This window comes from Xanthomonas albilineans, from assembly GCF_002939705.1.
In the GTDB taxonomy this organism is placed as follows: Bacteria; Pseudomonadota; Gammaproteobacteria; order Xanthomonadales; family Xanthomonadaceae; genus Xanthomonas_A; species Xanthomonas_A albilineans.
Window position 1 is genome coordinate 88,822 of record NZ_MDCB01000013.1, and the last position, 24,005, is coordinate 112,826.

18 protein-coding genes, 1 other RNA gene and 1 pseudogene are annotated in these 24,005 nt (G+C 65.6%); 8 read left to right on the forward strand and 12 right to left on the reverse strand.

The features are described from left to right. Window positions 1-213 precede the first annotated feature (213 nt). The 9 genes and pseudogenes from clpB to XalbCFBP2523_RS12225 form a co-directional block, all read right to left on the reverse strand. A complete protein-coding gene (gene clpB, locus XalbCFBP2523_RS12185; protein ID WP_045765347.1) occupies window positions 214-2,799 on the reverse strand; it encodes an ATP-dependent chaperone ClpB in 2,586 nt (861 codons plus the stop codon). A gap of 259 nt (window positions 2,800-3,058) precedes the next feature. Then, window positions 3,059-3,898: a DUF3014 domain-containing protein gene (locus tag XalbCFBP2523_RS12190; protein ID WP_045766626.1), complete on the reverse strand. Its 840-nt coding sequence runs from the start codon at window positions 3,896-3,898 to the stop codon at window positions 3,059-3,061. A 185-nt stretch (window positions 3,899-4,083) separates the two neighbouring features. Beyond that, the gene (locus tag XalbCFBP2523_RS12195; RefSeq protein WP_045765346.1) at window positions 4,084-5,688 is read right to left on the reverse strand and encodes a hypothetical protein; all 1,605 of its coding nucleotides are present in this window, start codon (window positions 5,686-5,688) and stop codon (window positions 4,084-4,086) included. 112 nt (window positions 5,689-5,800) lie between these two features. Continuing rightward, window positions 5,801-6,283 carry a DUF3574 domain-containing protein gene (locus XalbCFBP2523_RS12200; RefSeq protein ID WP_045765345.1) on the reverse strand — a complete coding sequence of 161 codons (483 nt, stop codon included), beginning with the start codon at window positions 6,281-6,283 and terminating at the stop codon, window positions 5,801-5,803. 356 nt (window positions 6,284-6,639) lie between these two features. Further along, window positions 6,640-7,965: an ABC transporter permease gene (locus XalbCFBP2523_RS12205; RefSeq protein WP_104629966.1), complete on the reverse strand. Its 1,326-nt coding sequence runs from the start codon at window positions 7,963-7,965 to the stop codon at window positions 6,640-6,642. A gap of 12 nt (window positions 7,966-7,977) precedes the next feature. Continuing rightward, window positions 7,978-9,144 carry an ABC transporter permease gene (locus tag XalbCFBP2523_RS12210; protein WP_045765344.1) on the reverse strand — a complete coding sequence of 389 codons (1,167 nt, stop codon included), beginning with the start codon at window positions 9,142-9,144 and terminating at the stop codon, window positions 7,978-7,980. 15 nt (window positions 9,145-9,159) lie between these two features. Then, complete coding sequence (locus XalbCFBP2523_RS12215) at window positions 9,160-9,849, reverse strand: ABC transporter ATP-binding protein (protein WP_012915234.1); 690 nt, start codon at window positions 9,847-9,849, stop codon at window positions 9,160-9,162. A gap of 181 nt (window positions 9,850-10,030) precedes the next feature. Further along, window positions 10,031-11,287 (reverse strand): efflux RND transporter periplasmic adaptor subunit, encoded by a 1,257-nt coding sequence (locus tag XalbCFBP2523_RS12220; RefSeq protein WP_045765343.1) that lies wholly within the window; start codon window positions 11,285-11,287, stop codon window positions 10,031-10,033. A 324-nt stretch (window positions 11,288-11,611) separates the two neighbouring features. Beyond that, window positions 11,612-11,752, reverse strand: a pseudogene (locus tag XalbCFBP2523_RS12225) (IS5/IS1182 family transposase); the annotation flags it as partial. Window positions 11,753-11,985: 233 nt separating this feature from the next. On the opposite strand from XalbCFBP2523_RS12225, the gene XalbCFBP2523_RS12230 reads away from it, so the two are divergent. From XalbCFBP2523_RS12230 to otsA, 5 genes are all read left to right on the forward strand, one after another. Continuing rightward, window positions 11,986-14,421: a TonB-dependent receptor plug domain-containing protein gene (locus tag XalbCFBP2523_RS12230; protein WP_045765342.1), complete on the forward strand. Its 2,436-nt coding sequence runs from the start codon at window positions 11,986-11,988 to the stop codon at window positions 14,419-14,421. A 61-nt stretch (window positions 14,422-14,482) separates the two neighbouring features. Continuing rightward, window positions 14,483-14,557, forward strand: a non-coding RNA gene (locus XalbCFBP2523_RS12235) — sX9 sRNA. A 99-nt stretch (window positions 14,558-14,656) separates the two neighbouring features. Continuing rightward, complete coding sequence (otsB, locus tag XalbCFBP2523_RS12240; protein WP_045765341.1) at window positions 14,657-15,409, forward strand: trehalose-phosphatase; 753 nt, start codon at window positions 14,657-14,659, stop codon at window positions 15,407-15,409. Window positions 15,410-15,493: 84 nt separating this feature from the next. After that, a complete protein-coding gene (locus XalbCFBP2523_RS12245) occupies window positions 15,494-17,275 on the forward strand; it encodes a glycoside hydrolase family 15 protein (RefSeq protein ID WP_045765340.1) in 1,782 nt (593 codons plus the stop codon). Beyond that, complete coding sequence (gene otsA / locus XalbCFBP2523_RS12250) at window positions 17,272-18,636, forward strand: alpha,alpha-trehalose-phosphate synthase (UDP-forming) (RefSeq protein WP_045765339.1); 1,365 nt, start codon at window positions 17,272-17,274, stop codon at window positions 18,634-18,636. Before XalbCFBP2523_RS12245 ends, otsA begins: the two co-directional genes overlap by 4 nt. Here the strand turns inward: otsA and XalbCFBP2523_RS17190 are convergent. The 3 genes from XalbCFBP2523_RS17190 to rluD all read right to left on the reverse strand — a co-directional run bounded on the left by XalbCFBP2523_RS17190 (window position 18,612) and on the right by rluD (window position 20,594). Further along, window positions 18,612-18,764, reverse strand: coding sequence for a hypothetical protein (locus XalbCFBP2523_RS17190; protein ID WP_249027727.1), 153 nt, complete (start codon window positions 18,762-18,764; stop codon window positions 18,612-18,614). The genes otsA and XalbCFBP2523_RS17190 overlap by 25 nt on opposite strands. Further along, on the reverse strand, window positions 18,749-19,522 hold the full coding sequence (gene pgeF / locus XalbCFBP2523_RS12260) for a peptidoglycan editing factor PgeF (RefSeq protein WP_045765338.1): 774 nt from the start codon (window positions 19,520-19,522) through the stop codon (window positions 18,749-18,751). The genes XalbCFBP2523_RS17190 and pgeF overlap by 16 nt, the downstream gene beginning before the upstream one ends. Before the next feature lie 64 nt (window positions 19,523-19,586). Next, window positions 19,587-20,594 carry a 23S rRNA pseudouridine(1911/1915/1917) synthase RluD gene (gene rluD / locus XalbCFBP2523_RS12265; RefSeq protein WP_045760454.1) on the reverse strand — a complete coding sequence of 336 codons (1,008 nt, stop codon included), beginning with the start codon at window positions 20,592-20,594 and terminating at the stop codon, window positions 19,587-19,589. 118 nt (window positions 20,595-20,712) lie between these two features. On the opposite strand from rluD, the gene XalbCFBP2523_RS12270 reads away from it, so the two are divergent. From XalbCFBP2523_RS12270 to XalbCFBP2523_RS12280, 3 genes are all read left to right on the forward strand, one after another. Further along, window positions 20,713-21,588, forward strand: coding sequence for an outer membrane protein assembly factor BamD (locus XalbCFBP2523_RS12270; RefSeq protein ID WP_045765337.1), 876 nt, complete (start codon window positions 20,713-20,715; stop codon window positions 21,586-21,588). A gap of 185 nt (window positions 21,589-21,773) precedes the next feature. Then, window positions 21,774-22,511: an ATP-binding cassette domain-containing protein gene (locus tag XalbCFBP2523_RS12275; RefSeq protein ID WP_045765336.1), complete on the forward strand. Its 738-nt coding sequence runs from the start codon at window positions 21,774-21,776 to the stop codon at window positions 22,509-22,511. A gap of 35 nt (window positions 22,512-22,546) precedes the next feature. Beyond that, a complete protein-coding gene (locus XalbCFBP2523_RS12280; RefSeq protein ID WP_104629968.1) occupies window positions 22,547-23,998 on the forward strand; it encodes an ABC transporter permease/substrate-binding protein in 1,452 nt (483 codons plus the stop codon). The last annotated feature ends 7 nt before the right edge of the window (window positions 23,999-24,005 follow it).

Sequence of the window (24,005 nt, forward strand, 5' to 3'; positions counted from 1 at the left end):
TGCAACAGCAGCACTGACTTTCTGCTACCGATATTTATATGATCATTTAAAGAACGCACGTCGCATCGCAACAATGCCAACACCAGCACACTGCGTGGCGCACGTGCAGGATCGCGATATCTGACTGTCCAAGCGCGTCGCCGTGGCACGCGCGGGGCCATCGGCAAGCCGCGACCCGCTCCGGCAGCACGGTCGATGCCGGAGCGGTCGGCCTCAAGCTTTGGCGAACAGCAGATGCCCGCCCTCGGCATCGACCTTGATGGTGTCGCCACTGAGGAACTGACCGGACAGGATCTGCTGCGCCAGCGGGTTCTCCAGTTGCGCCTGAATCGCACGCTTGAGCGGACGCGCGCCGTACACTGGATCGAATCCGACGTTACCGAGCAGCTCCAGTGCGCGATCGCCGAGTTCGATCTTCAAGCCGCGCTCGGCCAGGCGCTTTTCCAGGCCATGCAACTGGATGCGCGCAATCGCCTTGATCTGCGCCTTGTCCAACGGATGGAACACCACGATATCGTCCAGCCGATTGATGAACTCGGGGCGGAAATGCGCCTGCACCACGCCCATCACCGCCGCCTTCATCTGTGTGTAGGCCTCGGCGCTGTCGTCGCCGCTGAGCTCCTGAATCTGGTGCGAGCCCAGGTTGGACGTCATCACGATGACGGTGTTACGGAAGTCCACGGTACGGCCCTGTCCATCGGTCAGGCGACCGTCGTCGAGTACTTGCAGCAGGATGTTGAATACATCGCTATGCGCCTTCTCCACCTCGTCGAGCAGGATCAGGGAATACGGCCGCCGCCGCACCGATTCGGTGAGATAACCACCTTCCTCGTAGCCAACATAGCCCGGAGGCGCGCCGATCAGCCGCGCCACCGAATGCTTTTCCATGAACTCGCTCATGTCGATGCGGATCATCGCGTCGCTGCTGTCGAATAGAAACTCGGCCAGCGCCTTGCACAATTCGGTCTTGCCGACGCCGGTCGGCCCCAGGAACAGGAACGAGCCGCTGGGGCGATTCGGATCGGACAACCCCGCACGCGAACGGCGCACCGCATCGGACACTACCTTGATCGCTTCATGCTGGCCGACCACGCGTTGATGCAGTTCGTCTTCCATGCGCAACAACTTGTCGCGCTCGCCCTCCAGCATTTTGTTGACCGGAATACCGGTCCAACGCGACACCACTTCGGCAATTTCCTCGGCGGTGACGCGGTCTTGCACCAGCTTGAACTCATGCTGCTCGGCCTCGTTGGCGGCCGCGAGCTGCTTCTCCAGATTCGGTAGCAGACCGTACTGGATCTCGCTCATCTTGGCGTAATCCTGACGCCGCTGCGCCGCTTCCAGTTCCACCCGCGCCTGCTCGATCTGCTCCTTGATTTTGGTCGCACCCTGCAACGCGGCTTTCTCGGATTTCCACACCTCGTCCAGGTCGTAGAACTCGCGCTCGAGCTTGTCGATGTCCGCTTCCAGATCGGACAGACGCTGCCGCGAGGCGTCATCCTTCTCTTTCTTCAGCATTTCGCGCTGGATCTTCAACTGGATCAGACGCCGCTCCAGGCGATCGAGCTCCTCCGGCTTGGAATCGATCTCCATGCGGATGCGGCTGGCGGCCTCGTCCATCAAATCGATGGCCTTGTCCGGCAACTGACGATCGGTGATGTAGCGGTTGGACAACGTGGCCGCGGCGACGATCGCCGGGTCAGTGATCTCCACGCCGTGATGCACCGCGTAACGCTCCTTGAGCCCGCGCAGGATGGCGATGGTGTCCTCCACCGTGGGCTCGCCGACGAATACCTTCTGGAAGCGCCGTTCCAGCGCCGCATCCTTCTCGATGTACTTGCGGTACTCGTCCAGCGTGGTGGCGCCGATGCAGTGCAGTTCGCCGCGCGCCAGCGCTGGCTTGAGCATATTGCCCGCGTCCATCGCGCCATCGGCCTTACCAGCGCCGACCATGGTGTGCAGCTCGTCGATGAACAGGATGATCTGGCCTTCGTTTTTGGACAGATCGTTGAGCACGCCCTTGAGCCGCTCCTCGAACTCGCCGCGGAACTTAGCCCCGGCGATCAACGCGCCCATGTCCAGCGACAGCACGCGCTTGCCGCGCAATCCTTCCGGCACTTCGCCGTTGACGATGCGCTGCGCCAGGCCCTCAACGATGGCGGTCTTGCCGACACCGGGTTCGCCGATCAGCACGGGATTATTCTTGGTGCGCCGTTGCAGCACCTGCACGGTGCGGCGGATTTCCTCGTCACGGCCGATCACCGGATCGAGCTTGCCGCTCTCGGCGCGCGCGGTGAGGTCAATGGTGTATTTTCCTAGCGCCTGGCGTTGGTCTTCGGCGTTTTCCGACTGCACGGTTTCGCCGCCGCGCAACGTGTCGATGGCCGCTTCCAGTTTCTTCTTGTCGGCACCGGCCGCACGCAACGCCAGACCCAACACACCGGCATCGTCGACGGCGGCCAGCACGAACCATTCGCTGGGGATGAACTGATCGTTGTGCTGCTGTGCCAGTTTGTCGGTCTGGTTGAGCAAGCGACCGAGGTCGTTGCCCATCGATAGATTGCCCGGCTGGCCACTGACCTTGGGCAACTTTTCCAGCGCCTCGCCCAAGCGCTCGCGCAGCGCGGGCACGTTGACGCCGGCCTGCGCCAGCAGTGGCCGGGTGCTACCGCCGGCCTGATCGAGCAGCGCCGTGAACACATGCACCGGCTCGATGATGGTGTGGTCGCGGCCTACGGCCAGCGACTGCGCGTCAGCCAGCGCCTGCTGGAAACGCGAGGTGAGCTTGTCCATCCGCATCGGGAAATCCTCTGACTGGGGCCGGCCATGCCGGCATGCCTAATCAGATGCGGTTGACTGCACCTGTTTCAAGCCCATGCCTCTGCACGCGTACAACCCACGCAACGCAGGGCGTGCATGAACCTGCGACGCTCACCGTCTACAGCGCAGTGATGCGACGGTGGTCCTCGTTCAATACGAATGCGATCTTCCGCCACTCCATGGAACGCGATGGCGAAGACGGCTCGCAAGGTCTATCGCCGATCGTCCTTGCTGTCCCTCATGTCTGCGTCAAGCCCGCGCGCAACGCACGCAATTGCACCTTTACCGCAGCGGCCTGCGTCGGCCCCAGTCGCAGCAAGGCCTTCTGCCCGACCGAGAGCGACTCCAGCGCCGGATCGACGAAACGGAACTTACCGTGCACCGGATCGTTCACCACCGCCAACGGCACCGACGGCAGCGGGGTCTGCAGCAGATGGTCGATCACCTGCACCAAGCGGTCGTTGAAATATCCGTGCGGATACCCCAGCTCCACATAGGCCTGCTGAAACAGCGGATAGAAACGTCGGTAGGCCGCTACCAGCGCCTTGGGATCGGCATGGGTGAAGGCCTGCACGTAGAGCGCATAGCGCTGCGCATTGGCTTCGGCGATGACCTGGATGCCACTGGCATCTTTGCTCAGTTGCAATGCGCCGGGGACCGCGGTGAGCGCCAGCGCGCGCGTGGTGACGCGGTGCTGCGTCAGGTTGTCGACCATCGTCACCAGGCGCTGGATCAGATGATCGCGCAACAGCAACGCCAGTGGCGCATCGCCACCGGCCAGCTTGGTCAGTTCCGTCCAGGCGGCGGCATCGCTATCGGCCAAGGACGGAATCGCCGCATCGGCCGCATCCGCGGCGGCGGCGTCGATCGGATGCTGGATCGGTGGTGCCGATGCAGCATCCGCCGCGGCTGGCGCAGACGGCACCGCAGGCGCGGCGGGAGCACTCGGCGGCGGTGGCGATGGTGGGGCCACACGCTGCAGCAAACCGCCCAGGGCGTCGCGGAACAACCATGCTGCGGCGGCAACCACCAGCACCGCGACCAGCATCCAGGGCCAAAGGGAAGGACGTGGCGGCATGGCAGGACGCGGCGGCATGGAATCGGGCTCCGTTGATAGAACTTCATTCTGACAGCGACAACGGCCACTAGGTTCCGATGCGACACGGTCGGTGTTCAGCATCGAACGGGATGCAACCGCGACGACCATTGCAAACACATCGCCTCTTTCCGCTAGCGTTCCACCGCGTGCGGGCGCAATCGCGCTCAGTCCACGACCCGCAGCGCACGCGGCCTGTGCAGCGACAACAGACCGATCAACGCGGCCAGCAGCAGATAACCACCGGCAAACTGCCACGCCATCAACTGAGGCACGCCGCGCAACGTCCAAGGCAGATAAATGCCGCCACGCGGATCCACCGAATGGATCAGGCCGAACAGCGTCAGTCCCGCCGCCACCAACAGAAACCCCGCAGCGCGACGCAAGCGCCCGTCCACCATCGCCGCCACCGTGGCAATCCACAGCATGGCGGTGATGATGAAACCGTTGCCCAGGGTCAGAATCACCGCCAGTTCCGGCAACCCATTGCCGTCCAGCGTGGTGGTCAGCGCGGCCAGATGGTCCGGCGCGATCCAACCCGGCGCCTTGATCGCCAGCAGATACGCCACCGACGGTAGAAAACCCAACACCATCGCGCCAGCATGGCGTTTGGGGGTGGCCTGAAATGCCTGGGTAGTGATATCAATAGACACGTACACGATGATCGGCGCCAGCACCGCCAACGGCAGCCACTGCACCAGCCCGGCGACCAATCCCAACATGCCGCCCAGGCCGATGAACATCCCGGTCAACAACGTATAGCCGCTGCGCGCGCCCATGTGCTTGTAGGCCGGCTGGCCGATGTAGGGCGTGGTCTGGGCGACACCGCCGCAGACCCCGGCAATCAGGGTCGAACACGCCTCGACCAGCAGAATATCGCGGGTGCGGTAGTCGTCGCCGGCAGCGCGCGCGCTCTCGCTGACGTTGATGCCGCCGACCACCATCAGCAAACCGAACGGCAACAGCAACGGTAGCAGCGGCACCGTATCGGCCAGCCCGGCGACGAAGCCCAGGCTCGGCCATGGCAGCACCAGATGCGGTGCGATCCACTGCGCCGCTTGATGGCCCGGAATGCCCATGCCTGCCGCATTCAATCCGTAGTAAAGGCCGGTGCCCAGCACCAACGCCAGCGGCACCCCAGGCAGGCCAAACGGCAAGCGGCCCCTGGCGATCAGCACGTACAGCAACAGGCCAAGCACCACCAAACCGACCACGGGGGTGCGCAAGGTCTCCAGCAGTGGCAGGAAGCCCATCAACACCAGCGCGATGCCGGCGATGGAACCGAGCAACGCCGCACGCGGCAGCGCCCGCGTGACCGCCTCGCCGAAGAACGCGAGCACGGTCTTGAGCGCCCCCATCAGCACCAGCGCGGCCATGCCCAGGCGCCAGGTGGCCAGCGCCGCCGCCTGCGGATCCAGACCCTGCTGTTTGTAGCGAACGAACGCCGGGCCGAGCACCAACAGAGCCATGCCGATGCTGGTCGGCGCATCCAGGCCCAGGGGCATCGCGGTGACATCGCTACGCCCACTGCGCGCGGCCAACTGTCGCGCCATCGCGGTGTACAGCAGATTGCCGATCAGCACCCCGAACGCGGTACCGGGCATCATCCGCGTGTAGATCACCTCGGCGGGGAACTGGAACATGCCGACCAGGGCCAGAGTGATGAAACCGAGGATCGACAGATTGTCGACCACCAGGCCGAAGAAGCCATTGAGATCGCCCACGACGAACCAACGCGGCCGCGTGGCAGAGGACACCGAGGCCAGGGTCATGGCAAACCGACCGTAACGCTGAGCGTGCGCGCGGAGCCGCACACGCGCTCAGCCCGCCGCGCAGCGCTGCGGCATGCTTGGCTCCCAACCCGACAGGCAGGCATCACGGCCATCAAAACGACACCTCCACCGCCTGCCGTGCCCACAGCACCGACTGGTGTCCGGTGGCCTGCTTCCACGCCAGCCGGATCGCCTCGATGTCCGCGCGGCGCTGCGGCGTGTCTTCGTGCAGGATCACCAGTACCTTGGTGTTGAGCCGATTCGGTTCCTTGGCGCCGCGGAACAACCACTGGCCGTAGGCATCGAACACGGTCAGGCCATCGGGGAAGCGCGGTGTGACCTCCTTGTCCAGGAACGCGCGCCAGCGCGCCTGGCTGATCGTCTCGGCCTGCGGACGATCGGCTGGGCCGTGTTCCTCGCCGACGCCGAAATACAACTCGCTGCGCACCCACCCCTTGGCCTGCGCCGGGCGGGAGGCATCGCCCTGTAACGCGGCGCTGACCGCGCCCGGCGCGGCGGTGGAGGCAGAAGGCGCGACGCCAGTACAGGCGGTCAGAGCAAGGAGGACGGCAAACAAGGGGACACGGTGCAGCATCGGCAGGATCTCGGTCGAAACACGGGTAAGAGCGCGCGATGTTAAGGCTTCGTCGCTGAAAAAACCCGTGACGCCATATCGACCAATGCATTACAGGCATCCTCCGGCGTGCTGCGCTTGCCAGTTTTCGCCAGGCTAAAACGGATCTATCTGATGACCAATTTGAAGGACGAGAAGATGAAGGACGAAAAGGGCAATCGCATGACCGAGCAGCGAAGAACTGCGGCCGCTTGATGACGAACAACCAGAGGGGACATCGACCTGTCCACGAAAAACGGGCGGCTCATTTCGCTTCGACATGAACACTCCTCACGGCCTTGATCGGCCTTCTCGTAAGTGCCCGTGAAATGCCCCCCTCACACCTCGCGCAGAGCTACTGTGATCGGCAGGCGGGCGGCGCGCAGGGCGGGGAACAAACCGCCGACGAAGCCGATCGCCATGGACCATTTGATTCCGGTCCACAGCACGTCGGGCGAGACCTTGAAGGCGAAGGTCAGCTGGCCGACACCGCCGACCAGGGTCGAGGCGGTGAAGCCGTTGAAGATCACCCATGCCAACACACCACCAAGCACCCCGCCAAGCAGCGCCAGCAGCATCGTTTCCAACATCACCGCCACCACCACCGGCACGCCGCGGAAACCAATCGCACGCAACGTGGCAATCTCGCGGGCGCGGGCGGCGACAGTGGCGAACATGGTGTTGAGCGCACCGAACACCGCGCCAATCCCCATGATCGCACCAACCATCATGCCGATGGCGCGGATAATCTTGGTCATCTGCTCGGACTGCTTGCTGAAGTAGGACAGGGTAGTTTCGGCATCCACGTCCAGCTGCGGGTTGGCGGCCAGCGCGGCCTTGAAGCTGGCGAGAGCCTGCGCATTGGTCAGCTTGGCGATGACCGAGGTGCGCGAGCTGCCGCGGCGATAGGTGGTGGCGACCACTTCGGCATCGGCCCACAGCTCCGAGTCAGTGGCATCGCCAGACTGGAAGATGCCAGTCACAGTCCATAGCTGGCTGCCCAGACGGATCTGCTTGCCTGGTTCCAACCCCTTGAACTGACGCTGCGCTCCGACGCCGGCCATCAGCTCGCGCCGCCCCGGAACAAACTTGTCGCCCTGCACGACCTTGACGTTGGGGCGTATGGTCCAGGCCGCTGCGCCGACGCCGCGCAGCTGCACGCTACCAGTCTCGTCAGGAGCGCCGTCGCGCAGCGGCAGGTTGGCGGCGACCACCAGTTCCGGCGAGATCAGGGCGCGGTTATCCAGATCGTGCGCCACGCCCGGTGCCTGCGCGATCAGGTTGACCGCCTCATGCGGGAGAATGGACATCACCTCGGCCGAGGACGCGCCGCGCAGCACGATGGCGGTGTCCTCGCTGCCGCTGGCGCGCAACGTGGCACGATAGCCCTGCGCCATCGCCAGCAGCGCCACCAGCACTGCGACCACGCCGGCGATGCCGATCACGATCACCGACGAAGAGCCGATGCGCTGGCGCAACGTGCTCAGGCCGATCTGCGTGACCGAGCCCGCCTGCTGGCCACGCCGGGTGAACAGCATCCACAGCAAGAACACCGCCACCAGTAGCAACAGGATGTACCAGGGCAAAGCCAACCAAGCGACCAGGCCGACCAGCACGACCACAAACAAGCCAAGCCCGCGTGCGAAGGATTTCAGGAATCGCATGGTGAATTCTCCTTAGCGCCCGGCCAGGGCATCGACGATGTTCAGGCGCCCGGCACGCAGCGCGGGCAGGAGGCCGACCAGCAAACCGATGCCCAACATCAGCGACAGGCCGAGCATCCAGCTATGCAAGCCGACCGGCGGCATGGTGATCGCGCCACCAGTGGCCGTGGTCAATATCGGCCCGATCAACGCGGCGATGCCCAGCCCCAGCACGCCGCCCAGCACCACCTGCAGCACCGACTCGGCCAGCACCAGGCCCAGCAGCGCGCCATCGCGGAAACCGATCACCTTCATCACCGCCAGTTCGGAGGTGCGCTCGCGCACGGCCAGCGCCATGGTGTTGCCGGTGAGCAGCAGCAGAGTGAAGAACACCGCGCCCATGATCGAGCCGACGATCAGGCCGATATCAACGACCTGCTTCACCACCGAGGCCATCGCGGACGATTCGGTCTGGGTCTTGGTCTCGTGGTCGGAGTTCATCGACAGCGCATCGATCGCCTTGGCCACGCGGTCGGCCTGGTTGGCATCGGCCACACCGGAGACATACCAGCCCACCGCGCCACGGTTGTATGGGGAGGATTCGTCGAAATACTTCCAGTGCAACAACATCTGCTGGTCAAACCATACGCTTCCCGAGCCCGGCTTGACTTTGAGCACGCCAACGATGTCGAAAGACCAGTTCTTGCTGCCGTTTCTGTTGGGGAAGATAGTCGACAGCAGCGGGATCTTCTGCCCGACCTTCCAGCCGAAACGCCGCATCAGCTTCTCGCCGACTAGCACACCGGTTTGGGTGTTGGCGAAAGCGGCGCGCTGCGACTGGTCGACCTCGATTTCCGGATACAGGTCGAGGTAATTCGGCGCCACGGCGAAGCTGAAGACCTGGTTGCGCGCATCCTGGTAAGCGCCACCAAACCAGTTGGCGTAGGTCACCTTGGTCACGCCATCGACACGCGCGATGCGATCGTTGAGCGACAGCGGCAAGGTGTCGCTGAAGGACAAACGCGAGCCGGTCTGTAGGCGCTTGGCGCCCTGCGCGCTCTGGCCTGCCTGGGCGAAGCTTTCGCGCACGCCGTTGAGCAGACCGAACAGCAGGAACGCGGCCAGAATCGACACCAGCGTGAGAATCGTGCGGGTCTTGCGCCGGAACAGCCCCGCCCAGATCAGATGTAGGTATTTCATCACGGGCTCCTCGCGTCAGGCGTGGGCCGGCTGTTCGACCAGCACGCCCTTGTCCAGGTGCAGGATGTGGCTAGCGTGCTCGGCCGCCTTCGGGTCGTGGGTGACCATCACGATGGTCTTGCCGTGCTCGCGGTTGAGCATCTGCAGCAGGCCCAGGATCTCCTCGGCGCTATTGCGATCCAAGTCGCCGGTGGGTTCATCGCAGATCAACAGGGTCGGGTCAGAGACGATGGCGCGGGCGATGGCCACGCGCTGCTGCTGACCACCGGAGAGTTCGTTGGGCTTGTGCGACTTACGCTCGGCCAGGCCGACCAAGGTCAGCGCGATCTCGGCGTTGCGCTTGCGCTGCGCGCCGGACAGCCGCGTCAGCAACAGCGGCAGCTCGACGTTTTTCTGCGCCGTCAGCATCGGCATCAGGTTGTAGAACTGGAACACGAAGCCGACATGGTCGCTGCGCCACTGCGCCAGCTGGCCGGCCGACATCGATTCGAGGTGCTGGCCGGCGATCTGGATCTGGCCGTCGCTGGCCGTGTCCAGCCCGCCGATCAAGTTGAGCAGCGTGGTCTTGCCAGAGCCGGATGGACCCATCAGCGCGACAAAGTCACCGGCGGCGATGTCTAGGTTCAGCCCGTGCAGCACCTGCACGTTCTCCGGGCCGCGCTGATAGCTCTTGCTGAGGTTGCGGATGGAAACCAGGGACGTCATGGCGATGCCTCTCTTACGGTCGACTCGGGTGGACGGCCCGAACGGGACGGCGGTAAGCGCAGGGACGTCCGGCTCCGGCGCGTGACCCGGCGCGCGTGGCGCCGGCCTTATTCATGCGAAAGCGACGATCGGGCGGGGAGGTGTTCAAATGCGACCTCCACTCCCGCAATGCGATGAAGCGCTACGACTTGTCGGTGGAGCCGGTGATGACCGCATCGCCGTCCTTCAGCGTCGGCGGCGGATCCAGCACCACGGTTTCGCCGGCCTGCAGGCCACCGAGAATCTGGCGGTCGTTGGCCAGCGTGGCACCTACCTTGAGTGTGCGCTGTTGCAGCTTGCCCTCGACCAGCACGAACGCCGCCGGCGCGCCATCGCGCTCGGTCACCGCCGCGGCCGGCACGCGCACGCCCTTCAGCGTGGTGTCTGGCGTCCTGGCGTGATCATCGACTGACGGTTCGAGGAAGCTGACGTTGACACCCATCTCCGGGACGATGCGCGGGTCCCTGGACTTCAGCGCGATACGCACCTTGACCGTGGCCTTGCCGCGATCGGCGGTGGGGATCACGGCGATGACCTCGGCCGGGATCTTCCAGTCCGGATAAGCATTGAGCGTGGCCTCGACCGGCATCCTCGGCTGCACGCGGCCGATATAGGCCTCGCCGACATCCACTTCCACTTCCAGCGAATCCATATCGACGATGGTGCCGATGCCGGTGCGGGTGAAGCCGCCGCCAGCCGACAGCGGCGAGACGATCTCGCCGGGCTGGGCAGCCTTGGCGGTGATCACGCCCGCGAACGGCGCGCGCACCACGGTGTAATCCTTGCCGATGGTGGAGAGCTTGAGCTGGTCTCGCGCGACCTGCACGTTGCGGCGCGCGGTTTCCAACTGCGCGCGCAGCGCGTCGCGCTCGGCGACCTGCTGGTCGTACTGCGAGCGCGACACCAGCTGTTGCTTGGCCAGGAATTCCAGGCGCTTGGCTTCGGCTTCGGCACGGGTCAGCTGGGCCTGCACGTTCTGCACCTGGCTCTGCGAAGCCGACAGCTGCGACTGCGCCAGGCTGCGTTCGGCATCGGCGTTGATCGGATCCAAGCGCGCGAGGATCTGGCCTTCTTCCACACGCTGGCCTTCCTCGATCATCACTTCTTCCACCCGGCCGGTGATCTGCGCCGAGACCGTGGCGGTGCGACGCGCGATCACGTAGCCGGTCGCATCCAGCACCGAGGCCGCGGCGCGGTTGTTCCCTCCCATTGCCGTCACCGTGGCGGTACGCACTTCCAGCGGCTTGGCGCGGCCCAGGACACGCCAGACGGCGAGACCGGCCAGTAACAGCACCACCACCACGAGCAGCGCGATCCACACGCCTTTGCGTGAGGACGGCGGTGGCGCCTTGTTGCGGTCGATGCGGAGTTCCCTGAGCAATTCGGCAGACGAGTTCATGAAAACATCAATATCCTTTTGAGGAAAAAAGCCAGTGAATCGCCCAGAGTCCTGTAGACACTCATGACCCTCGTTGAGTGTAGCGCCACTCGAACTCTACAGGCGATCCTGCTTCGACGGCAGCGCCGCAGGAGGGTTGAACCATGAGTACATGGCCCAACCTGGGTGCCTCCGGCGGCCCCTGCGGGGAGGGCTGATAGAGACAAAGACAGAATCCAAGAACCGTCAGATCACCGTCAGATCATAGCGGTCTGACTCAAGCCAACAGGCCTCCTCAAATCTCGGGGCGATTCAGACCAAGGTCACAACCGCTTCAGCAGCGGCTGCTTGCCGTGCATCGGCGATCATGACCTTGGCCGCCTCGCGTTCTGCGTCGCCATCGGCCCGCGTCACGCACGCGTTGACGATCAGCCCATGCCGGTTGTCGCTCAAGGTGTGTCCGATACAGCGCAACTCACTGGCCGTGTTCGTCGGCATCGCTGGTCGAAACGTACGTTCCATTGCTGCGCTTGCCCTGGCATGGGCCAATCACCAACCACCACGACGCATGCCCGGTGGCATGGAGGCACGACGCGCCCATCGCGTTAAAATTGCGATAATATATCGCTCCATCCGGATGGATGCAGCAAGCCCAACCAGCGACGCCCCCGAAACGACGCACCGCTGGTCTTCACGGTCATCGTTTCAGGAGAGTCCCCATGTCGTATGCGTTCGCCACGCCGCTGAGCCTGGCCATCGCCCTGGCCCTGTCGGCCCCCGCCCTGGCGCAGCAGGCCGATCCGGCCGCCACCAACCTAGACACGGTCATCGTCACCGGCACCCGCGCCAGCGGTCGCACCGTGCTCGAATCCACCGCGCCGGTGGACGTGCTCAGCGCCGAGGACATCCGCCGCGCCGGCGTGGTCAACGGCGAACTCGGCAGCGCGCTGCAAGCGCTGCTGCCGTCGTTCAATTTCCCGCGCCAATCCAACTCCGGCGGCGCCGACCACGTCCGCGCCGCGCAGTTGCGCGGGCTCTCGCCCGATCAGGTGCTGGTGCTGGTCAACGGCAAGCGCCGCCATACCTCGGCCCTGGTCAATACCGACAGCAAGATCGGCAAGGGCACCACGCCGGTGGATTTCAATTCCATCCCGATCAGCGCGATCAAGCGCATCGAAGTGCTGCGCGACGGCGCCGGCGCGCAGTACGGTTCCGACGCGGTGGCCGGGGTGATCAACGTGATCCTCGACGACGATCCGGACAGCGGCGCAGTGGAAACCAGCTACGGCGCCAACCATACCGACGTGAAGCCGATCCACCGCACCCTCACCGACGGCCAGACCGGTTATGCCAGCGGCAAGGTCGGCACCCGCCTGGGCGAGGATGGCGGTTTCTTCAAGGTCGGCCTGGAACTCAAACACCACGACGGCACCAACCGTGCCGGCTTCGATCAGATCCCGCCATTCGAAGCGCAAACCCCAGCCAATCTTGCCCTGGCCGGCAAGCGCAACTACGTGCTCGGCGATGGCGCCAGCAAGGACCTCAATGGCTGGATTAACGGCAAGGTGCCATTCGGCCAGGGCGGCGAGGTCTATTTCTTCGGCACCTACAACCAGCGCGATACCCAGGGCGCCAACTATTTCCGTTATCCCGACAGCGTCGCCAACTGGCTCCAGGTCTATCCCACCGGTTACCGGCCGGTGTCGCTGGGCGAAAACCGCGACGTGCAAGGCGTCAGCGGCGCACGTGGACAATGGGGCGACTGGACCTACGATGCCAGCCTCGACTATGGCCGCAACGATTTCACCTACCGGCTGAAACACTCGCTCAATGCCTCGCTGGGCCCCGGTAGCCCGACCCGCTTCAAGACCGGCGACTACGCTTTCGCGCAAAGCGTGGCCAACCTCGACCTGAGCCGTAGCCTCGACGCCGCTGGCGCCACCCACACGCTCGGCACCGGCGTGGAACTGCGCCGCGAGCATTACCGCACCCGGCCCGGCGATCCGGCCAGCTACGCCGCCGGCCCCTACATCGACCGTCCTACCGGCGCCCAAGCCGGCGGCGGACTGACGCCACAGGACGCAACCGACCTGTCGCGCAATGTCGCCAGTCTCTACGCCAGCCTGTCCAGCCAGTTCGGCGAAAAACTCTCCACCGATCTGGCCGCGCGCTACGAGCATTACCAAGACTTCGGCAGCGAACTCACCGGCAAGCTTGCCGCGCGCTACGAATTCGCGCCCGCCTTCGCGCTGCGCGGTGCGATTTCCAACAACTTCCACGCGCCATCGCTGAGCCAGATCGGCTACGAGGCCAGCTCCAGCGGTTACGACGCCGCCGGCCGGCTGCTGCAGGGCCGGCTGCTGTCGGTCAACAACCCGATCGCACAAGCGCTCGGCGCACGCACGCTGCAACCGGAGAAATCGGTTAACTACAGCCTGGGCTTCACCAGCCGCATCGATCCCCACTTCGACCTGTCGCTGGACCTGTTCCAGATCGACATCGACAAGCGTATCGCACTGTCGGAAAACATCGACGGCACGGCGCTGACCGACTTCGTCGCACAACGTTTCGGCATTCCCGGCCTGCAAAGCACCAGCTTCTTCGTCAACGCCGCCGACACCCGCACCCGCGGTGCCGAGCTGGTCGGCAACTGGCGGCAGGCGTTGGGCGACGGCCAGCTGCAACTCACCGGCACCTGGAGCTATGCCAAGACCCAATTGCAGAACGTGGTCGCCACGCCGGCGCCATTGCTGGCACTGAACCCGGACTACGTGCTGTTCGGCATCGAAGAACGCAACACCCTGACCGGTGCAGCGCCGCGTACCCGCGCACAACTGGCCGCGAACTGGAGCGATACGCGCTGGTCGTTGCAGACCCGGCTCAGCCGTTACGGCAGCGCCACTCGCATCTTCGATTTCGGTGGCGGCTTCGCGCCGCAGCAGACCTACAGCGCCAAGTGGCAACTCGACGCCGAAGTCGAATACCACCTCACCCCACAGTGGAGCATTGCCATCGGCGGACAAAATCTCACCGACGCCTACGCCGACCGTTCCAACAGCGACATCTCCTACTTCGGCAACCTGCCCTACGACGTGCTGTCGCCGATCGGCAGCAATGGCGCGTATTACTACGGGCGCGTGCGCTACAGCTTCTAAGCGTCGCCAACGAAACGGCTGCGTCGCGATCGGGCGAGCGCGAACAGTGCTCGGAATCCTCGTGTACCCCGGTGTACACCACGGTTCCTGCGCACTGTCCGCGCCGCCCGACAGCGGCTCGCGACGTTTTTCAGCTACCCTACCTCGGCGCATCGGCAAGCCGAATACCACGCGGAGGACGACGGCGCCGCCTCGCTCAACTTCTCCCTAACGTCGGCTGGGCGATGATGGGCAAATGGCAGACGCTCGCCCCCTCCGCCCGCCGCCGCCACGCCTGGACGATGCCTGCGCATTGTTCCTGGACGTGGATGGCACGCTCATCCCATTTGCCGAACACCCCGATCGGGTGCAGTTGCTACCCGAGGTGCGCGAGGCGATCGGTCGCCTGTACGCATGGCTCGGCGGTGCCGTGGCACTGGTCAGCGGGCGTCCGCTGACGCAACTGGATGCCTTGTTCGCGCCGTTGCGATTGCCTGCGGCCGGGCTGCACGGCCACGAACTACGCGCCGATGCCACAGCGCGCGCCACGATCCCCACCGACACCGGACCATGGCTGCGCATGCTGCAGACGCGCGCCGCGCTGCTGCGCCAAACCTATCCGGGCGTGATGATCGAGGACAAAGGCGCCAGCCTGGCACTGCACTGGCGCGCGACACCGGCCGCCGCCGAGCAAATACTGGCCTTCGCCCGCGAACAGATCGCCACCCTCCCCGGCTATCGCCTGCAACCCGGCGACCATGTGATCGAATTCGTTCCCGAGGGCAGCGACAAGGGCGTCGCGGTAACCACGCTGCTGCTGCAACCGCCGTTCCATGGACGCCGCCCGGTCTTCGTCGGCGACGACCTCACCGACGAATTCGGTTTCGCCGCCGCCAACCAGGCCGGCGGCTGGAGCGTGCTGGTCGGCCACCGCGCTGACAGCGCCGCCACCTACGCACTGCCAGATCCACACAGCGTCCACACCTGGCTGCGCGATAACGCCGTATGAAGAAGGCGGCCACGCCCCGCACGTCCTAGCCCTTCCGCCATCGCCGATTCCCCTCTGCTTTCCGCACAAGGACACGTCCACTCCATGAACTCCCCCAACCTTGACCTCGGCGTCATCGGCAACGGCAGCTTCGGCGCACTGATCGACAAGCGCGCCAGCGTGGTATGGAGTTGTCTGCCAGCATTCGACGGGGACCCCGCATTCTGCGCACTGCTGGCGCCGCGCGCGCATCCTGGCGGCGACTTCAGCATCGAACTGGAAGACTTCGTCAACAGCGACCAGCAGTATCTGACCAACACCGCGATCCTGCGCACCGTTCTGCGCGATACGCATGGCGGTTCGGTGGAAGTGATCGATTTCGCGCCGCGCTGGCGCAACAACGGACGCTTCTACCGTCCCGTGAGCATCATCCGTCAGGTGCGACCACTGACCGGCAACCCGCGCATTCGGGTGCTGGCACGGCCACTGGCCGACTGGGGCGCGCACAAACCCGAAAGCACCTGGCGCAGCAACCACGTGCGCTGGCTGCTGCCGGATTTCACCCTGCGCCTGACCACGGACGTCCCGGTGCGCTTCATCCGCGACGAACGCGCTTTCGTACTCAGCCATCCCGTCCATCTAGTGCTGGGCGTGGACGAATCCTTGACCCGCTCACTGACCGGCTACGTCCAGGAGGCGCAGGAACGCACCGAGGAATACTGGCGCGAATGGGTCCGCCACCTGTCGGTGCCGCTGGATTGGCAGGAGGCGGTGATCCGCAGCGCGATCACGCTGAAACTGTGCCAGTACGAGGACAGTGGCGCGATCATCGCCGCGATGACCACCTCCATCCCGGAGGCGCCGGATACGCCACGCAACTGGGACTACCGCTACTGCTGGCTGCGCGATGCCGCCTTCGTGGTGCGTGCGCTGAACCGGCTCGGCGCCACCCGCACCATGGAGCAGTTCCTGGGCTACATCTTCAACATCGCCACCACCGACGGCAGCCTGCAACCGTTGTACGGCATTGCTTTCGAAGCGGCGTTGGAAGAACACGAGGTCACCTCGCTGGCCGGCTACCGCGGCATGGGCCCGGTGCGGCGCGGCAATCTGGCCTGGATCCAGAAGCAGCACGACGTGTACGGCAGCGTGGTGCTGGCCTCCACGCAACTGTTCTTCGACCTGCGCCTGAAAGATCAGGGCGACATCCATACCTTCCTGCGTCTGGAGCCGCTGGGCGAGCACGCCTTCGCCCTGCACGACGTGCCCGACGCGGGGCTGTGGGAATTCCGTGGCCGGGCCGAAGTGCATACCTACACCAGCGCGATGTGCTGGGCCGCCTGCGACCGCCTGGCCAAGATCGCGGCACGCCTGGCACTGGAAGACCGAGTGACATACTGGCACGAGCGCGCCGAGCGCATCCGCGAACGGGTCTTGGCCGACGCATGGAGTCCGCAGCTGGGCCACTTCACCGATACCTTCAACGGCCATCGGCTGGACGCTTCGCTGCTGCTGTTGGCCGACATCGGCTTGATCGCTGCGGACGATCCGCGCTTCATCGCCACGGTCGAGGCGATCGGGCGCGACCTCAAGCACGGCGACGCGCTATACCGCTACGTGGCACCGGATGACTTCGGCGCACCGGAAACCAGCTTCACCATCTGCACGTTCTGGTACATCGACGCGCTGGCCGCGATCGGGCGCACGGACGAGGCACGCGAACTGTTCGAACGCATCCTCGCGCGACGCAACCACCTGGGCCTGCTCTCGGAAGACCTAGCCTTCGACAACGGCGAAGCCTGGGGCAATTTCCCGCAGACCTACTCGCACGTCGGCCTGATCATCGCCGCGATGCGCTTGTCGCGTAGCTGGCAGGAGGCTTCATGAGCCGATTGGTGGTGGTGTCCAACCGCGTGGCCGTGCCGGGCGAAAACCACGCCGGTGGTCTGGCGGTGGGCCTGCTCGCCGCACTGAAGGAACGCGGCGGCATGTGGTTCGGCTGGAGTGGCAAGACCGTGCGCGGCGACAGTGGCGCATTGCACGAACAGACCCAGGGCTCCATCCGCTTCGTCACAATGGATCTGAACCGTCCGGACCTGGATGGCTACTACAACGGCTTCGCCAACCGCACACTCTGGCCGTTGCTGCACTTCCGTCTGGACCTGGTCGATTACGACCGCGCCACCCGCGCGTGCTATCGCCGGGTCAACGCACTATTCGCCGAGAAGCTGGCGCCGCTGTTGCGCGAAGACGATACGCTGTGGATCCACGACTACCACCTGATCCCGCTGGGCGCCTATCTCCGCGAACGCGGCATCGGTTGTCGCATCGGCTTTTTTCTGCACGTGCCTTTTCCCTCTGCCGACCTGATTCAGGCGTTGCCCGAGCACGCGCAGTTGTTCTCCGACTTTTACGCCTACGATCTGGTGGGCTTCCAGACCCAACGCGATGTGGACCGCTTTCAGGCCTACGTGCGCCTGTTCGGCGGTGGCAAAGTAGTCAAGGATGGTCTCTTGGAAGCTCCCGGCAGTCGCCGCTTTCGCGCCGCGATGTTCCCGATCGGCATCGATACTGCGTTGATCGCGCAGCAGGCGCGCGCGGCGATGTCCAAACGCGCGGTGCGCGATCTGCGCAACAGCCTGCGCGAGCGCCAACTGGCGATCGGCGTGGACCGGCTGGACTACTCGAAAGGCTTGCCGGAGCGCTTCCTCGGTTTCGAACGCTATCTCGAGCGGCACCCGAAACAGTGCGGCAGCCTGACCTACCTGCAAATCGCCCCGGTCTCGCGCGGCGAAGTCCCCGAGTACAAGCAACTGCGCAACCAGCTCGAACAGATCGCCGGCCACATCAACGGTGGCCATGCCAAACCGGAATGGACCCCGCTGCGCTACGTCAACCGCAACTTCACCCACACCACACTCACCGGTTTCTACCGCGCCGCGCAGATCGGCCTGGTGACGCCGCTGCGCGACGGCATGAATCTGGTCGCCAAGGAATATGTGGCCGCACAGGACCCGGAAAATCCCGGCGTGCTGATCCTGTCGCTGCTGGCGGGTGCGGCCAACGAACTGAAGGATGCGCTGCTGGTGAATCCGCACGATCTGGACGGCGTCGCCGACGCCATCGCCACCGCCGCATCGCTGCCTAAGGCGCAGCGCATCGAACGCTGGCAGGCGATGATGGACCACCTGCGCAAGCACGATATCGGCGTCTGGCGCCAGCGCTATTTGCAAGCGCTGGAACGCTGACGCCAGCGGCGGCCTTGCGCTGCCAAACGATGGACGTTCTGCCGCAGCGCACGCAGCACCGGCGGCAACTGCGCGAACGCCAGCCCCAGCACCTGTGCGAACAGCGACGCGCTCAGTCCGCGATCCACGCCAACGTCGCCATGCGCCCGGTGCGACCGTCGCGACGATAGGAATAGAAGCGCAACACATCGGCGATGGTACACAGGCCGCCGCCGTACACCTGCGCCGGGTCCAGTCCGGCCGCGGCCAGGCGTTGCCGCGCCAGCGCATACAGATCCACGTTCCAATGTCCTGGACGGGTGGCGACGAAGGCGCTAGCCGCCGCCGCATCGTGCTGCAGAAACGCCTCGCGCACGTTGACGCCGACCTCGTAGCGCTGCGGGCCGGCGGCCGGCCCCAGCCAGGCCTGCAATCGCGACGGCGGCGTGCGCAACGCGGCGACGGTCGCTTCGAGCACGCCGCCGGCCAGGCCTTGCCAGCCGGCGTGCGCGGCGCCGATTTCGCTACCATTGCACGCGGCGAACACTACCGGCAAGCAATCGGCGGTCAGGATCGCCAATACCACGCCGGGTTCGGCGGTCACTGCGGCGTCGGCGCTGGGTTCGGCATCGATGCCATGCGCCGTCGGCGGCTGCTCGAAACGCCGTACCTGTACGCCATGCACTTGCCGCAGCCAGTGCGGCGGCGACGGCAGCGCCAAGCCCGCGATCAATGCCTCGCGGTTGCGCTGCACGGTGGTCGGATCGTCGCCGTCGGCGGCACTGCGATTGCCCAGGTTGAAACGGTCGAACGGCGGCAGCGAGGCGCCGGCACCGCCACGCAGCGTGGTGAACGCGCGCACTCCAGGCGGGGCCGGCCAATCGGCAGGCAAGGCAAAGTCGGTCATCGGCGCCGCTCTGCGCAGATGCAGGCGGCCTCACCGCCTGTGCATGCAGACAGCCGCGCCATGGTCAGCGCCGCGCCTGCTCGGCGGCCAACTGCGCATCGGCACGCAGCGCCGCCAGCAAGCGCTGCAGGTCGGCCGGTACCGCGGCCGTGACACGCACCGGTTCGCCATGCAACGGATGCTTGAACTCCAGGATCTCGGCATGCAGCGCCTGACGTTTGAAACCGCGCAATTCGGCGATCAGTGGATCGGCGGCCCCCTTGGGCAGTTTCAGCGGACCGCCGTACAACGGATCGCCGATGATCGGGTGCTTGAGGTGGGCCATATGCACGCGGATCTGGTGAGTGCGCCCGGTCTCCAGGCGGCATTCCAGCGCCGTGTGTGCGCGGAAGCGTTCGCGCAACCGGTAATGGGTGACTGCGTCGCGGCCATCCTCGCGCACCGCCATGCGCAGACGGTCGCGCGGATGGCGGTCGATCGGCGCGTTGGCGGTACCACCGGAAACCAGCGCTCCGACCACCAGCGCCAGATACTGCCGATGCACTTGGCGCGCGGCCAGTTGCGCCACCAGCGCGGTGTGCGCCTGCAGGGTCCGCGCCACCACCATGGCGCCGCTGGTGTCCTTGTCCAGGCGGTGCACGATGCCGGCGCGCGGCAACGCCGACAACCCAGGGTCGCGGTACAACAGCGCGTTGACCAGGGTGCCGCCCGGATTACCGGCGCCCGGATGCACCACCAGCCCGGCCGGTTTGTTCAGCACGATGACCTGATCGTCCTCGTACAGCACCTCCAGCGCAATGTCCTCCGGCAAGGCATGGGTCTGTGTCTCCAGCACCGCGTGCAGGCTGGCGATCTCGCCACCGCGCAGCGGGTCGCGCGGCCGCGCCGGGGCGCCGTCGAGCAGGGCATCGCCGGATTTGATCCATTCGGCCAGGCGCGAGCGCGAGTATTCGGGAAACAATTCGGCCAGCACCGCATCGAAGCGGCGGCCGGCGGCATGGTCGGGCACGCGCGCCTGGCGCGGGCCGTCGCTGGCGGCATCCTCGGGGAAGTCCGGGAGGGTATTGGGCATTGGTAGGGAGACGGATCGGTCGGGGAACAGGGGGGGCGCGACGGCCGTAGTCAGTCGCAGGACAGGCCACTAGGCTATCATCGCCCCCTCGTATTCCTGCCGTGTCCCGCCCGAACCCATGATCCGACGCTCCGTCCCGCTGTCCGCGCACGTCCGTTTCATCGCCCTGCTGCTGGTCACGTTGGTCGTGGCAACGGGTTGCCACCGCCACAAGAAGGACCCCGAAGAAGGGATGCCGGTGGAGCAGTTGTACCAGAGGGGGCACGCACAAATGGAAAGCGGCAACTGGTCCGGCGCCGATCACAGCTTCAAGCGTCTGATCGCGCAATACCCCTATGGTCAGTACACCGAGCAGGCGATGATCGAAAGCGCCTACGCCCAGTACAAGGCCGGCAAGCACGACGACGCGGTGTCCACCATCGACCGTTTCATCCGCACGTACCCGACCCAGCGCAACATCGCCTACATGTATTACTTGCGCGGGTTGTCCAATTCAAACCGCGATACGGTGTTCCTGCGGCGGCTGTGGTCGCTGGACCCCAGCCGCCGCGACCTGTCCACCCCGCAGCAGGCCTATGCCGACTTCAACACCGTCACCGATCGCTACCCTAACAGCCGCTATGCCGCCGACGCGCGCGAACGCATGATCGCGCTGCGCAACGTATTCGCGCAGCACGAACTGGACAATGCGCTGTATTACCTGCGGCGCGGCGCCTGGGTGTCGGCCGCCTCGCGCGCCAGTTATCTGTTGGAGACCTACCCGCAAAGCGCGTTCCAATATGACGCGGTAGCGGTATTGGCCGATGCCTATACCCACCTGGGCAACAAGGCCCTGGCCGCCGACGCGCGCCGGGTACTGGAACTCAACGATCCAAAGCATCCCTGGCTGAGCGGTCAGTGGCCGAAGTACCCGTGGATGATCCGCAAGCTCAATCCGTTCGCCGGCGAAAAATCCGCCGCGACCGGGCAATCCAACTCGCAGATGACCAACTGATCCACGCCGTCTGATCCATACCGCAACGCATCCACCAACAGGGGCCGCCAGGCCCCTGTCGCGTTGTGGCACTGCCGCCGCACGCGTCACCATCGTGCCCGACTGCGGCACGGCGGCCTTGGCTGTCCTTGGCACGAACCTGTGCGATCGGCCATGGCGCGAGCGCCAGCGGCTATGCTACGAGCATGTTCGAACTGCATCGGGTCACCCGCCGTTACGGCGACACGCTGGCGCTGGACCGGGTCGATCTGCGTATCGACACCGGCCGCACCACTGCCCTGATCGGCCCCAGCGGTGCCGGCAAGTCCAGCGTGCTGCGGATGCTGCTCGGACTGGAATGGCCCGATAGCGGCGAGGTCCGCTTCCAGGGCGAACCACTACGCCGCGCCACCTTGCTGGCGCAACGCCGGCGCATCGGCTACGTGATCCAGGAAGGCGGACTGTTTCCGCACCTGAGCGCGCGCGACAACGCTGCGTTGCTGGCGCGCACGCTGGGCTGGAAACGGCCTCGAATCGAGGCGCGCCTGCGCGAATTGGCGGTCCTGTGTCGCCTGCCGGAACCGCTGCTGGCACGCTATCCAGCCGAACTGTCCGGCGGCCAGCGACAACGTGTGGGGCTGATGCGCGCGTTGCTGCTGGATCCGCCAGTGCTGCTATTGGACGAACCGCTGGGCGCGCTCGACCCAATCGTGCGCCACGAACTGCAAACGCAAATGCGCGAGCTGTTCGCACTGCTCGGCAAGACCGTCGTACTGGTCACCCATGACGTCGCCGAGGCCGCCTACCTGGGCGACACCCTGGTGCTGATGCGTAGCGGCCGCGTGCTGCAACAAGGCAGCGCACGCACCCTGCTGGAGTCTCCAGTCGATCCGTTCGTCGGCCAGTTCCTGCACGCGCAACGCACCCTGTTGGAGGCGCGATGATCACGCTGTGGCTGGCCCGCGGCGCCCTGCTCGGCATGGTGCTCGCACGGCTGGCTGTTCCGGCCCAGGCGACGCCGGAACGGGTCGTGGTGGGCTCCAAGAACTTCACCGAAGCGGTGATCCTGGGGGAAATCGCCGCCGGCGCCGGGCGTCAGGCCGGGGTGGAGGTCGAGCATCGGCGTCAACTCGGCGGCACCCGCATCCTGTGGCGCGCGCTGCAACAGGGCTCAATCGACGCTTACGCCGAATACACCGGCACCCTGGCGACGGAACTGCTGCAGTTACCCGCTGCCGACGACGCCACGCTGCGCCGCGCGCTGGCCCAGCGCGGCCTGGCGATGAGCGCGCCATTGGGCTTCGACAACACCTATGCTTTGGGCATGCGCCGCGCGCGCGCGCAAGCCTTGGGCATCGCCCGTCTTTCCGACCTCCCCGCGCATCCGGCACTGAAGTTCGGCCTGAGCAACGAGTTCATTTCGCGTGCAGACGGCTGGCCCGGCATGCGCGCCGCCTACCAGTTGCCGCAGATCCCCACCGGCCTGGACCACGACCTGGCCTACCGCGCACTGGACAGCGGCGCAATCGATCTCACCGACCTGTACAGCACCGACGCCGACATCCCCGCGCACGACCTGCGGGTGCTGCAGGACGACCGGCATTACTTTCCGCGCTATGCCGCAGTCTTCGTTTACCGCCAGGATCTGGCACAACGCGCACCACGCTTCGTACAGGCGCTGGAGAGGCTGGGCGGGCGCATCGACGCGACGACGATGCAGCGGCTCAATGCCGAGGTCAAACTACACAAGCGCGCCGAGAGCGCGGTCGCCGCGGACTGGCTGGGGATTTCCGCACCCGCGCAGGATGGGCGCCTGTTGCGGCTGCTGCAACGCACCCACGAGCATCTGACCCTGGTCGGATTATCGCTGGGGCTGGCGCTATTGGCGGCGTTGCCGCTGGGCATCCTCGCCGCACAACGACCGCGGCTCGGTCAGGCGCTGCTGGCACTGACCGGCGTCTTGCAAACCTTACCGTCGCTGGCGGTGTTCGTGTTCATGATCCCGCTGTTCGGCATCGGGGCGAAACCGGCAATCGCCGCACTGTTCCTCTACAGCCTGCTGCCGATCGTGCGCAATACCCACGCCGGCCTGACCGGCATCGCCCGCGAATTGCGCGAAACCGCCGCGGCGATCGGCTTGCCACCGAGCACACGGCTGTGGCGGATCGAACTGCCGCTGGCCCTGCGCACCGTCCTGGCCGGGATCAAGACCGCCGCGGTGATCAATGTCGGCACCGCCACGCTGGGCGCCCTGATCGGCGCCGGTGGCTACGGCCAGCCGATTCTCACCGGCATCCGCCTGGACGACCTCGGCCTGATTCTGGAAGGCGCAGTGCCGGCCGCCGCTCTGGCGCTGTTGGTGCAGGGTCTGTTCGAAGGACTGGAACGCTGGCTGACCCCACGCGGTCTGCGGCTGGCCGCACGACACTGAAACCGCG